The organism is Ruegeria sp. 6PALISEP08 (assembly GCF_001238295.1).
GTDB lineage: Bacteria > Pseudomonadota > Alphaproteobacteria > Rhodobacterales > Rhodobacteraceae > Ruegeria.
This window is the reverse complement of record NZ_LGXZ01000001.1, coordinates 488725-501662: the sequence shown is the minus strand read 5'-3', so window position 1 is coordinate 501662 and position 12938 is coordinate 488725. Positions and strand designations below refer to the sequence as shown.

The window sequence follows — 12938 nt, the reverse complement described above, 5'->3', positions numbered from 1 at the left end:
GTCAGGATCGGTCCGTCGTCGACGTCCGGACCGGTGTTAAGCCCGTTTGGGCTGTTCGTGGGGTTGTTTCTCCCCGATCCGCGCACCGCTTTCAGCTTCAAAGAGGTGACAGATTTCTGTTGGCACCGAGAACGAGACAGGCTCGCCAATTTCGGCGCGGAAGGCTTTGTCCGCTTTGACCGAGACCAGTGCACCACCGACCCGGACCGAGATCATGGTCGCGTCGCCCAGCAGTTCCAGCGTGTAGATCGGTGCGGTTACTTGGCCCTGCCCTTCGGCAAGGCTGGCGTCTTCGGCCCTGAAGCCCAGCGTCATCGGGCCGTCCGGCGCGTCGACCGGAATTTCGACATGGTCGGCACGGAACACGCCGGCCGAAACCTCACCATCCATCAGGTTCATCGCGGGCGAGCCAATGAAGCTGGCCACGAAAGTATTCGCCGGACTGTCATAGATTTCGGTCGGGCTGCCGACCTGCTGCACCACACCCTGCTTCATCACCACGACACGGTCGGCCAGCGTCATGGCTTCGATCTGGTCATGGGTCACATAGATGGTCGTTACCGCCAGTTCGTGGCTGAGGTTCTTTATCTGCGCCCGCGTCGAAACCCGAAGCTTGGCATCCAGATTCGAGAGCGGCTCATCCATCAGGAACACGTTCGGCTCGCGCACAATGGCGCGGGCCAGTGCCACACGCTGTCGCTGACCGCCCGACAATTCGGCAGGCTTCCGGTGCAGGAAATCGTCCAACTCGACCATTGCGCTGGCACGGCGCACCTTGTCGTCGTGCGTCGAGGGGTCGATACCACGAACCTTCAGCGGAAAGCGGATGTTTTCATAGACGTTCATGTTGGGATAAAGCGCGTAGCTCTGGAACACCATCGCTACGTCGCGGTCTTTGGGCTCAAGGTCGTTGACCACTTTGCCGTCGACCAGGATTTCGCCCTCGGTCACGTCCTCGAGACCGGCGATCATGCGCATCGTGGTGGTCTTGCCGCAGCCCGAGGGGCCGAGCAGCACCAGAAACTCGCGATCCGCGATCGTCAGGTCGAAATTGTGAACCCCAATGAATGATCCCCATCGCTTACCGACGTTCCGCAATTGAATTTCCGCCATGGTGCCCCCTGCAAGGAATCGGTTTGCATACGCTTGCAAAACAGTAATTCGCATATACCAAATCAGGCAAGACTTTTTTGCATACGTATGCAAAAGTGCTACTGATATCCGACTCGCACCGGCCTCGCGCCTCTCCTAAAACCCTGATTACAATGGTAACCTCCGTGAACTTTCAGACAGAAAAAAAGCTGGTCTCCGCGTTTCATACTGCCCTGGAGACCGCGTCAGAGCACGAATCCCCGACCGTCATGAGCCGATTCTGTGCTCCGGACCTGAAGTGGCGCGGCTTTCATCCGTTCGACGAAATCCGCGGTGCCGAACAGGTTGCCCAGCAATTCTGGCAGCCGCTGAAAAGCAGCCTTACCCACATGCAAAACCGTGTGGACATCATGTTTGCGGGGCAAAACTCACTGAGTGACGAGGCTGACGTCTGGGTCGTGTCCATGGGGCATTTGATGGGCCTGTTCGACCGACCGTGGTTGGGCATTCGCCCTACCGGTAAATTGGCATTCCTGCGATATTGCGCATTCCACAAAATCGTCGGTGACAGGATCGTCGAAACAGCAATGTACTTCGACATACCGCACCTAATGGTGCAAGCCGGACAGAACCCCTTTCCTCCACAAACAGCGGCGCATTTGGTGCAACCTGGACCAAGGCCCCGTGACGGCCTGCTGTTCAACGAACAACCCGTTGAAGAAGGCGAGAAGACACTGGCGGTCATCAATGCGATGATCTCGGATCTCGGCCAATGGGACAGTGGTGTGTCGCTTGAGGATGAATTGGCCCGAACCTGGCACAAGGACATGATTTGGTGGGGCCCCGAGGGGATTGGCGCGACCTATACGATAGAACGCTATGCCAAGCAGCACTCGGGCCCTTTCCGTGCGGCTTTCAAAGACCGATCAAAAACCAAACATATTTGCCGTCTGGCCGAAGGGCATTATGGCGGCTTTTTTGGTTGGCCCAACTTCACCGCTACCCCTTCAGGCGGGTTCATGGGGATGCCAGCCACTGGTAAACCCGGCGAGTTTAGGGTGATCGATATCTATCGCCGCGCTGGTGACAAACTGGCCGAAAACTGGATCTTCATCGACCTGCTCCACTTCTGGCAGGGTCAAGGCGTTGATATTCTGGCACGCACCACAGGGATCGAAAACCCATGAAGATAGATGCACACCACCACCTGTGGAACCTTTCGGTAGTAAAGTACCCTTGGCTCATGGAGAAAGGCATCGTTCGTTTTTTTGGCGACCCGTCTTCTATCCAGCGGGACTATTTGCTGCCTGAATTTCGTGCAGATGCCGAAGCCATGGGCTTTGGCGCTTCGGTACACATTCAGGTCGGTGCGGCAGACCCCTGGGCCGAAGCTCAATGGGTGCAATCCGTTGCGGACCAGTTCCCTGACTGGCCGTTGGTACAAGTGGCATTCTGCGATCTGACATCAAATGATCTGGACGAACAACTCGATCGTCTTCAAACGCTGCCCTCGGTGCGTGGTGTGCGTCAGATTGTTGGCCGGGCTCCGGGCGAAGATGCCTCAACCGGCACGAATTCACTGCTAAAAGACCCAAATTTCTTGGCTGGTTTGAAGCAACTGGGCGCTCGCGGCCTTTCCTTTGACCTTCAGCTGCTGCCTGAACTAATGGAGCAAGCCGCAGATGTTCTTGCGCAATCTCCGGAAACCCGGATAGCCCTGTGCCACGCTGGTTCGCCACACGACCGGACACCACAAGGTTTGCGAAGGTGGGCAGATGAATTGACAGCATTGTCGAACCTGCCACAGGTTTATTGCAAACTCTCCGGTCTCGGAATGTTCGATCGCAACTGGAGCGCTGAAAGCGTCGCGCCTATCGTTTCAAACTGCTTATCCCAGTTTGGCGCCGATCGCATCATGTTCGGATCGAATTTCCCGGTTGATAGCCTCACTTCAACTTACAAAGAGGTTGTTTCCCGGCATCAGGAACTCATCCCGTTTTCAAGCCACGAATACGTGTTCCATGGCACATCAAAACGCTTCTATCGCATTTGATAGCGAAGAAGCACTCAAACCAAAGGTCTTTGGCACCATTTCAAAACACCTGCTTTGCCGTCGCGGCAAAAGACAGCTTCCCGACCTTCGGAACCTCAATGAGCTTTCGGAAGCCACTGAAGAAGTTCACTCATCCGAAATCACTATGACGATTTCCTATGACACCCCTGCCCGCTTTCTGTGCCAAGCCTGCCTATCTTGCAGCCGCAAAGCCCTTGTTTTACTGATACTAGGGCTTTTGTTTTGATGTCGAAAACGGTTTCGTAAACCGTTGTGGGTGCAAGCCCACCCAGGGTTCGAATCCCTGTCTCTCCGCCACTATCCATCGATAGTTGCAGACGTGAAAAACAGGCCCCAAAGGCACGATCACGGTTTGGTCAGGTTTCCAGAACTGTAAATCGGCCTCAGCCGCTTGAACCGTTCTCGTTCAACGGGTCTGCCATTTGCGGGATCGGAACGTCAAAACCGATAAGTTGCGCCCAAAAGAGGACCGGACTGATCGAACTTGAAATCATTCCCATTGATCACATGATCGAAAGAGATATAGCGGTACCCACCCCGCAGCAGCCATCGATCATTAATCGCGTAGTCGGCGGTCAACAGGATCTGCCAGGTCTCACTTCCGCTTCGGAAGCCGCCATAATCCACAAACCCTGACCCCGACCATTTATCTGAAAAGCGAACCCTTGCCCGTGCCCCGATCACTGGATCGGTCCAGTTGTCATCGGCCGTTGCGCTGCGTCCGGGCGCGATTCCGGGTTGTAGGGTAAATTGAGTACTGGTGCTGAACCATCTGAAACCACCTGCAAGATCAACGCTTACTGTCGGTGCGTCATAAACACGATAGCCGACATAGCCGCTGAAGAACTTTATCTCGGCCGAGGTATCAACGCTGGAGATGGCCGGACCCGGTGTGCCATTGCTGAATGACAAGTTGGTGTAATTGTAATCGGCCAAGAACAGCCATCGCCCATCAGAAGCAGCAAACGCAGCCATGAACGCAAAATCCAGATTATCCAGCGCGTCCGAAAAACTGAGTGTCCCGTCGATTGTTCCATTCGGCGTGGCCAGCGACAAGTCCGTTTCAGGCATAAACAGATAGACCGTAGCCTCATATGACCAATCGGACTGCTGCGCGGATACCGTTGACCCAATGCCCGCCGCCAGAGCAAACCCAAAAGTCGTCCCTATTTTTAAAGCTGTGGCCATCACACATCCCCCTTTGAAATCTATTAATCTTTTTCCGTCGGTTTATCATTCATTGCCCCTTATCGCTGATCTCGCGGATTTTGCGAGGGTTCAGCGAAACGCAATTTCTCAGGCAGCTGTTTCCTTTGATTGTGCCGCATTGTCTTTGATACGATTGATATCGGTTTTTGGGAAAAACTCGGACCAGACGTGCCAAAACACTCCGGCTCGCAAGGTTTCAACCCGTTGCAACTGACCCTGATCAGACTTGCCCCAGAAATCGCATTGGGACACAGGCTGACCGCTGACATTGTACCAAACGCTCAAGCTTTCAAACTTGGGATCAAGACTTACAACTACATCGCGCCCGCCGACCTGGGCATTCACGATCCAATCGTTGTCGACGACAAAGTCATCGGTCCAGCACGTGGCATCTTGCCCGATGCTGATGCCCCAAACATAGGTCTTGTTCGGCAGCCGGTCGTCGGTACGGTCCATGTTGTCCATCACCGGTGCGTCTTCCTGATGCTGTCGACTGATGCCCCACCCAAAGGTGATTTCCGTCACCATGTCCAACAACCGCAAAATCGGGTTCGAGGACGGCCGGTTCAGATACACCTCGCCATTCGGGAAGGCTTTTTGAAATCCTCGGAACGTCATCCGATAGGTTGGCCAAGGTTTCATCTGCGCCTCAGGGCGAAGAGGGCAAGCCGGGCCATCCGGGTTTGGATCACGGTCCGCTTCGCGAAACCCATAGATGTGCTGTATGGGCTCACCGGTTTCATTATCCCGCAGGATCAGATTGTTGCCATGCTGTGCCAGAACCTCCAGATTCAGGCGCTGGCCTTCGATCCGAGGCACATAACCCTGCCCCAGATTGGCCATGGCGCAATAGGTCATGACAACGTCTTCTCCGTCCAAGCCCTGCGCATCGCCGGCCAGGTGGGGCCGCATGATCTGAGCGTCCGGATGCGCCCGGGCATGACCGTTATTGTCAATGACAATGACCGGAGCAGTCGGGCCCACAAATTTCCGCGCCTCTTCGATGGAAACGTATTGTGCGTCATTCAACTGATTGCGCAGCCCGAGGTGGACCCAGACGTAGGGAAACCCATAAAGAAACGCCACCAGCACGGCGCTTGTCAGCCAAAGCCAGAAAGGAGTACCGCCAAGCGCAAAGTGTGCAAGTGTCGCCAGGGCAAACCCGCACAGCCCGACTGCGATCAGACGGTATTCATTGCGAATAAAGCGCACCATGTTCTCGCGCTTCACCTTCAGCACCATCTGAGAGACGTCCCCGAGGTCTCGGAAATAGACAAAGCCAATCCCAAGTGAGACGATCAGGCCAAGTGCAAAAACTATCGTTCCCAACATGTGTCCATCCCAAAGTCCATACGTTCAGTTCTTAACAACGCGGTGGCGATGACCGCCGCGCTATTGCAGTGGAGACTGGCGTTTCACACCAAACGCTTCGACCGCCTGTTGTGTTTCCGGGCGAATGTTCTCGATCCCTTCATAGGGCATTCCAAAGGCCGGAGGCGTATCTGGAAACTTCTCTTTACGCGCATTGTGGCGCCCCAATATGCGAACGAATTCCTGACCACCCCACGCTCCGACCTCGGTCGAAACCGAATACTCCTCGCGCGTATCGCGAAACAGATCGAAGAACTTCGCGAGAATTGCGCTCTCACCCGGTCCGGGAAGTTTGAGCTTTAGCTGATCTTTGACAATGGCCTCGGGTTTTGCGACCGAGTAGATGATGACATGGTCGCGCCGTGCCTTTGTTTCATCTGAAAACAACAGTGCTGCGGACTGATCTACACCGTCAACAAGACGATCACGGGGGATGTATTGATCCGCTCCTGCAAACCGCGACAAAGTGGTATAAAGATCCGAGACATGGATGATGCTGTTCAGCAATCCATCTGCTTCAATTACCCCCGGCCAGCGTATGAACGCATCCACGCGCACGCCCCCTTCTGTCGTATCCCCCTTGCCACCCGCAAATATCATCGGAGTAAACCCGGACTGCGGTGCATATTTGGTAAAATGCCCGTTGTCTCCCATGACGACAACGATCGTGTTCTCAGCGACCCCTAACGCTTCCATTTTATCGAACAAATCGCCCAGCCACTCATCCAGCAACTGCATCTTGTCCACGTACAGCCCGCCATTGGCACTTTCAGGACCGCTGCGCCCGGCGCGCGTGTTGTCCAGCGGGATCATCGGCCAGTATTGCAAAAAGAACGGCTCCGCACCGCTGCTGAGCCGATCCAGTTCCTCCAATGTTTTGACCTGAAAAGCCTCGTTCATTTCATCGTACTTGGCCGCGTTCCAACGCTCTCCGGCTTCCATCCGGATTTCGCGGATCGGGCCGCCTGCCTCGCCCTCAATAACGGTCATCATGGCCGAGGCATCGGGGCGGAACCAATCGTCCAACGTGTACTTGTCATCAAAATCCCGGATTCCAACCGAAACCTGTTCCTTGATCGCGTCGTCGTTAAAGATCGTCAGTTGCCCCTGCTGGTGCACGGCCATTTGGGCATAATCGAACCCCTGGTTCATGGCCCAGCTTTCGGAAATATCGCCCATATGCCACTTGCCCACATGGCTTGTGGCGTAACCCGCTTGCTTCAGAATCTCCGCCAGCGTCACCTCGTCCGCAGGAAGCCCGAAACCCGCGATGTCGACAGTTGTGTCCCCCATGCCCATGCGTACAGGTAGGCGTCCGGTCATCTGGGCCACACGCGTCGGCGTGCAGGACGGTTCGGTATACATTCGAACCATGCGCATCGCCTCGTCGGAAAAGTCGTTGATGTTCGGTGTTTCATATCCGCGAACGGCATTCAGTTCCGGAATACCCATGTCACCAAAGCCAAGATCATCGATCAGAACGCTAACGATATTAGGCGGTTTTCCGTTGTTGGCGTCACGAAACGCCGCCAGGGCCTCATCCACTGCAGCGTCGTCCTGAGCCCATTGCTCGCCATGCTGGGCTTTCAGAATGTAGAACTCTGCATCATGTTGAATGGGGTCTTGTTGAGCATATGCCGCCGAAGCCAAACTGCCAGTCGCCAGAACCAATATCCAAAGAGCTTTCATCGCAATCCCCCCAAAACTGTTCCAAAGCGCGTTTCACAATACATGTCCCGCCCCTCATATTGACACATTAGTATATATTATCGAGAGTTTTTCTCTTAAATCACTGCCAACTCATGAAGACATCCCGGGTCAGCTCCGTTTCCGGGCGCAGATTTTCGATGCCTTTATAGGGTTCACCTTTTGCGATCTCGGAATGCGGGTATTTTGCGATCATTTTCTGATGACGTTTGATCATGTCCTGAAACGATGCACCGGCCCATAGCGAGTATCCAACCAGCGGGTGTTCCTCGCGCGGGTCCCGATAGATGTTATAGGTCGGGGCGGCAGCGCCGGGCTGACCTGGCGCCGGCAGGTGCATCTTGAACTCCTGTTTGACGACCGACCGCAACACCGGTCCTTCGTAGACATAGACGTAATCCCGTCGCCCATGGCCCTCGCCGTTCAAAAGCAAAGCTGTCTGATCGATCCCGTCAATCACCCGGTCACGTGGGATATGGTCCGTTGCCCCGGCAATCCGTGCCATTGTGGTGAAAATATCTGAGACGTGAAAAATATCACCGGCCGCGCTGTTGGCTTCGATCACACCAGGCCAGCGGATGAAGGCATCGGTGCGGACACCTCCTTCCAGGTGCTGGGTTTTTCCGCCGCGATAGATCAGCTGATTGAGTCCGGACGTTCCCTCGTAATGATACATCAGACCATTGTCTGCCATCACCATGACGATGGTGTTGTCGGCTTTGCCGGTTTCCTCCAATTTGGCCAGAACATCCCCGATCCAACCATCCAGCAATTGCAGTTTGTCCGCGTGGAAACCGCCATTTCGTGAAATCGCTTGTTCAGGGTAGACAAAATTCAGCGGGTACAAGGGCCAGTATTGCAGGAAAAATGGGGCGTCTTCCGCCGCAACGCGTTCGATTTGCTCCAGCGCCTGACGCTGGTAGCGTTCATTCATCTCTTCGTATTTGGCTTGCGTCCAGGTTTCGCCTGCAGCCATATCCACTTCACGCGCCATCCCTCCGGCGACAGCTTCAACACCTGTGACCAGACCATAGGGCTTGAACCTTTCGTCCAACTGGAACTGGTTGCTTTGTCCTTCGGACACATAGCCCAGCATAGTGTTCGATCGCATCGCCTCGGGGGTCATGAGGCTTAACTGCACCTGCTGATGCAGCGGGAATGCGGCCCAGTCGAAGCCCTGATTGTGCGGGTATGCCTCTTCGATATCGCCCTGATGCCACTTGCCCACATGGGCTGTTGAATACCCGACCTGTTTCAGGATTTCCGGAAGCGTCACCTCGCTGGCCGGCAGGCCCTCACCCACGAGGGCAACCTTGACCTCTTCCACTCCGGCACGCACCGGATGGCGTCCGGTCAGCATCGCGGTTCGGGTCGGGGTACAAGAGGGTTCGGTATACATGCGCATCAACGAAAGCCCCTCTGCTGCGACCTGGTTGATGTTCGGCGTATCAATCCCCGTGACGTAGTTTAGCCTGCGGTCCCCCATTTGGCCAAAACTGACATCGTCGACCAGGATGTACAGAAAGTTAGGGGGGTTCCCTCCATTCGATGCGCGTATCTCAGCCAACATGGCGTCGATGTCCGCGTCCTGCGCATCCCATACCTCTCCGAATTGTGCGCGCAGGAACTGAAACTCTCCATCGTGAATGATCGGATTGTCCTGCGCCAGAACCGGGTTAGCGCAAAGAAAAATTGCGGGCAGGATACGATTAAGCAACATGTCAGGATTCTCCAATGTTGTAAGATCTATCGGCCAACTCGACACCTTGCGCGGCCAGCCGCTTTTCTATCGTGCTGCGCAGATCCGACAGGCTTTCGGCCAGATCCGCGATGTATCGAGATTGTGGTACTTCCTTGGCTTGTGGTTGCTTTGACAGCTCCGCAAAAAGCTCGAGGTAGTCTGTGCAGATCTGGTCAAACTCTTTGTCTTGGGCGCGCATTTTCTTCAGCAGCGGCACTGCTTTGGGAAACTGAGCATCAAAGAAATCATCGTCGATCATAATCGGCAAAACCCATAAGCTTGCTGGCCAAATATGCACGGGAAGCAATGTGTCTTGTACGTAATACGGCGCATGCTACCGTAGCAGAGCGGAACCAAATCTTTGTGGAAAAAGGATAGTTCTTGATGGGCGCGGACAGCGAAACACAGCAGACAGATATGCGGTCGGCCTCAACAGCCGAGATCGAAACCGCGCTGAAACATGTGTTGCAGTCAGACGAATTCCGAGGATCCAGCCGCATGCAGTCCTTTCTGACTTACGTGGTCAAAGAGGCGCTTTCAGGACGAGCCGAGAATATCCGCGCAAAGACGATCGCAATGGATGTGTACGGCTATGACGTAGACGATTTGTCCAAGCGCGAAGGTGTTGTTCGGGTGGACGCGGGTCGCGTACGTCGTAAACTCGACGCGTATTATGAAAGAAACGGAACCTCGGATCCGGTCATCATATCTCTGCCAATTGGCAGCTATGCGCCGGAATTCACCCTTCGCACAAATGCACGTCGCGGTGCACGCAGGCCTCTGTTCGCTGCTTTCTTGCTGACGCTTTCCGCGTTCCTTATCGCCTCGATTGCAGGGTTCTATGTCTGGTATGGCTCCTCTTCGACCAGACTAAGCAAGGATAGACCGATCATCTACGATGTTGCTCCTGCGCGCATTGAGGCCATGAACCTGTGCAACGCGGGCCGCGAATTGATTTTTCCAGTTGTCACCCTGTCACGCCTGCGTCCTGCGTTGCAGATTTTCGAAACCGCAGTTGCACGCGACCCGGACTATTTTTGCGGCTACGCAGGAGCAGCCCAGGTTAAAACAATGCTGGCGCTTCTTCAACCTGAACGCCCTGACATAGAGATTCTGTTGAAACAGGCAGAGAAGAACAGCGCCCGCGCCATAGAGTTTGCGCCGGACGACCCTTGGGCCCTGTCTGCTCGGGCCTGGTTCGAGTTCGGGTCCGGAAACTATGACCGCGCGCTGACGCTTTCGGGTCGGGCTGTGCAAATGGCGCCTCAGGACCCTCATATTGCGGAATTTGATGCGTTGATCTTGTTGTACACATCCCGCTTTGATCAGCTTCTTGAACAATCCGACCACTACAAACAATTGGCCAAATCGGGCGGCGGTCTAGTTTTCGATAACGCGCTTGGCTCGGCCCAGTTTCACAGTGGCGAATATGCGGCTGCCATTAAAACCTTTGAAACCACCATTGCACGGGGCGGCCCCTTTGGCCCAATCTCAGCCGCCTATCTCATGGCCGCACATTGGAAGAATGGGGAACGGAAAGAGGCCCAAAGACTGGCCGGCATGTTCAATCAGACTTGGCCGGATTTCCCGCTGGAGACAATCAAAAGGCGCGCATTTTCAACAGCTGAACCTGTGGAGTCTTTGATTGATGCGATGAAAGCTGCCGGATGGACGCAGCAATCAGACTAAATGATCGCATACTTAGCGATGTGTACGTGCAATTGACGAATGCCCACCACCTTAACCTCTTAACGTTAGCAACAATTCGAGCAAGGCAACCCTTCACAGACGGATCACTGAGCATTTCCGCCACGGCTTAGCCAAAGCAGCGTGATCTTGCCACATGCAGTATGCCGATCAGCGCGGCCTGGCCCAAAACTCTATTCTGCTGAGAATTCACAAGAATTCCCCTTTGTCTCTGCGTTAGTTTTGCATCATCCCGGCGACACAAATTCCAAAGGAGATTCACATGTCGCGTACTCTTGTTTTGATCATAGTCCTCGCCGCAATCGGCGTTGGCGGATATTATTACCTGAACCAACCTGAGCCAACTCCGGCAGAACGTTTGCAATCGGCGGCAGAGGACGCTGGTGACGCATTGTCCGATGCGGCCACTGCGGCACAGGACGCCGCATCCGACGCAGTTGACGCCGCAACCGAGCAAGCCGCGGAAGCGACTTCATCTTTGACCGAGCAGGCATCCGAGGCGGCCTCTTCCGTTGCCGATCAGGCATCTGAAACTGCGCAACAAGCGGGCGATCAGGTTGCCGCGCTGGCCGGTCAGGGACAAGAACTGCTGAGTTCCTGGATCCAGGAAGGCAAGCTGGACGCAGCCAATTTCGACTATGACGGCATCATGACTTCGCTGGAAGAAAGCACTCTGGCCGCCGATCTGAAAGAGCAAGCGATCAAGATCGTGAACGACATCAAAGAGTCGCCCGAAACCATCGCTCAGAAGATTCAGGAACTAACCAACCTGTTGACTCAACAATAAAATATCTGGGGCTGACCTTTTGAGTTGGCCCCACACCACGGGCGCATCGTGGGTGCCCCCACGTTATTTGGGCATTGAATTGACGCCCCAAGCCGCATTTGATTGGCTCATTCCAACGCACAGCTCGCGCCACGCCTCTTTAGGGCACTTGTTTCAATAAGGCGCGTGTGACCCTGATTGATCGAGGATGACCACATGACAGATTTGCCGCAGACCATGTTTGCCACCCTTTTGAAACATGACGGATATTCCGGCACATCCAGCGGGCCGGTCATCGCAGATGCAGCCGAATGGCTGGAACCCGCAGAAATCCCTGTGCCGCAGCCAGGCCCTGGTCAGGTTCTGATCAAGTTGAGAACAGCGTCGGTCAATCCATCGGACCTGCATTTCATCAAGGGAGAGTATGGTCAGCCGCGTGTAAAAGGATCCCCTGCCGGGTTTGAAGGATGCGGTGACGTCGTGGCCACCGGCAAAGGCGCCGAAGCCCTGCAAGGTCAGCGCGTCGCGTTTGTCGCCGCCGGATCGGGGGCGTGGGCGGAGTATGTCGTCACGCAGATGCAGATGTGCATTCCCCTAAGGCCGGATATCTCAGACGATGACGGGGCCGCACAGATCGTAAACCCCCTGACCGCGATGGCGATGGTGGACATGGCCAAGGCCGACGGCGATGCGTTTGTTGTGTCTGCCGCAACCAGCCAGCTTGGAAAACTCATGTGCAGCCTGGGGCGCGATCTGGGGCTGAAACCCATTGCGTTGGTGCGGCGCGCCGAGACGATAGACATGCTCAAAAACCTGGGGGCATCCGAAGTATTGGTAACGTCAGACTCGGATGTGGTCGCACAGTTCGCGGAACTTAGCGCATCTCTGAAACCACGCGTCTTCCTTGACGCTGTGACAGACCAGCTTTCGGAAAAGCTGTTCTGCACCATGCCGAACCGTGCACGTTGGATCACTTACGGCAAGCTCTCAACCGAAGCGCCGACCCTGACCCAGACCGGCCACTTGATCTTTATGGGCAAGCGGATCGAAGGCTTTTGGCTGACGCAATGGATGATGTCGACACCGCCTGCAGATCAGATGCGGGTGGTGACCGAAGTGCAGGCACGTTTTGCGGACAGGCGCTGGAAAACAGATGTTTCTGAACACCTTACGCTCAGGAATCTGGTGCCGAATTTGGCCGACGCGCTGAAAAAGAGTGACGGAAAGGTGATAATCACGCCATAGTAGAAGAACCCCACGCAACCCGAGAA

General features: G+C 55.1%; 12 protein-coding genes. 6 read left to right on the top strand and 6 right to left on the bottom strand.

The window, feature by feature from the left end; all coding sequences use genetic code 11:
* Positions 1-36: 36 nt before the first annotated feature.
* Positions 37-1113, bottom strand: coding sequence for an ABC transporter ATP-binding protein (locus ALB80_RS02560; RefSeq protein ID WP_050602576.1), 1077 nt, complete (start codon positions 1111-1113; stop codon positions 37-39).
* A 248-nt stretch (positions 1114-1361) separates the two neighbouring features.
* Here ALB80_RS02560 and ALB80_RS02555 point away from each other — a divergent pair, with 248 nt between their 5' ends.
* The 3 genes from ALB80_RS02555 to ALB80_RS22105 are packed head-to-tail and all read left to right on the top strand — an operon-like array spanning position 1362 to position 3392.
* Positions 1362-2279: an ester cyclase gene (locus ALB80_RS02555; protein ID WP_371255941.1), complete on the top strand. Its 918-nt coding sequence runs from the start codon at positions 1362-1364 to the stop codon at positions 2277-2279.
* Positions 2276-3145, top strand: coding sequence for an amidohydrolase (locus ALB80_RS02550; RefSeq protein ID WP_050602433.1), 870 nt, complete (start codon positions 2276-2278; stop codon positions 3143-3145). Before ALB80_RS02555 ends, ALB80_RS02550 begins: the two co-directional genes overlap by 4 nt.
* Complete coding sequence (locus ALB80_RS22105; protein WP_157054126.1) at positions 3114-3392, top strand: hypothetical protein; 279 nt, start codon at positions 3114-3116, stop codon at positions 3390-3392. Before ALB80_RS02550 ends, ALB80_RS22105 begins: the two co-directional genes overlap by 32 nt.
* A 212-nt stretch (positions 3393-3604) precedes the next feature.
* On the opposite strand, the gene ALB80_RS02545 is transcribed toward ALB80_RS22105, so the two are convergent.
* The 5 genes from ALB80_RS02545 to ALB80_RS02525 all read right to left on the bottom strand — a co-directional run bounded on the left by ALB80_RS02545 (position 3605) and on the right by ALB80_RS02525 (position 9453).
* Entirely contained in the window at positions 3605-4354 is a 750-nt protein-coding gene (locus ALB80_RS02545; RefSeq protein WP_050602432.1) for an outer membrane protein, read from the bottom strand.
* A 108-nt stretch (positions 4355-4462) separates the two neighbouring features.
* Complete coding sequence (locus ALB80_RS02540) at positions 4463-5707, bottom strand: DUF3179 domain-containing (seleno)protein (RefSeq protein WP_050602431.1); 1245 nt, start codon at positions 5705-5707, stop codon at positions 4463-4465.
* Positions 5708-5767: 60 nt separating this feature from the next.
* The gene (locus tag ALB80_RS02535; RefSeq protein ID WP_050602430.1) at positions 5768-7435 is read right to left on the bottom strand and encodes a sulfatase-like hydrolase/transferase; all 1668 of its coding nucleotides are present in this window, start codon (positions 7433-7435) and stop codon (positions 5768-5770) included.
* Positions 7436-7535: 100 nt separating this feature from the next.
* Positions 7536-9173 carry a sulfatase-like hydrolase/transferase gene (locus ALB80_RS02530; protein ID WP_050602429.1) on the bottom strand — a complete coding sequence of 546 codons (1638 nt, stop codon included), beginning with the start codon at positions 9171-9173 and terminating at the stop codon, positions 7536-7538.
* Position 9174: 1 nt separating this feature from the next.
* Positions 9175-9453 (bottom strand): hypothetical protein, encoded by a 279-nt coding sequence (locus ALB80_RS02525; protein ID WP_050602428.1) that lies wholly within the window; start codon positions 9451-9453, stop codon positions 9175-9177.
* A gap of 125 nt (positions 9454-9578) precedes the next feature.
* Here ALB80_RS02525 and ALB80_RS02520 point away from each other — a divergent pair, with 125 nt between their 5' ends.
* The 3 genes from ALB80_RS02520 to ALB80_RS02510 all read left to right on the top strand — a co-directional run bounded on the left by ALB80_RS02520 (position 9579) and on the right by ALB80_RS02510 (position 12912).
* Entirely contained in the window at positions 9579-10883 is a 1305-nt protein-coding gene (locus ALB80_RS02520) for a tetratricopeptide repeat protein (RefSeq protein ID WP_050602427.1), read from the top strand.
* 280 nt (positions 10884-11163) lie between these two features.
* Positions 11164-11688: a hypothetical protein gene (locus tag ALB80_RS02515; protein ID WP_050602426.1), complete on the top strand. Its 525-nt coding sequence runs from the start codon at positions 11164-11166 to the stop codon at positions 11686-11688.
* A gap of 195 nt (positions 11689-11883) precedes the next feature.
* Positions 11884-12912, top strand: coding sequence for an alcohol dehydrogenase catalytic domain-containing protein (locus ALB80_RS02510; RefSeq protein WP_050602425.1), 1029 nt, complete (start codon positions 11884-11886; stop codon positions 12910-12912).
* The last annotated feature ends 26 nt before the right edge of the window (positions 12913-12938 follow it).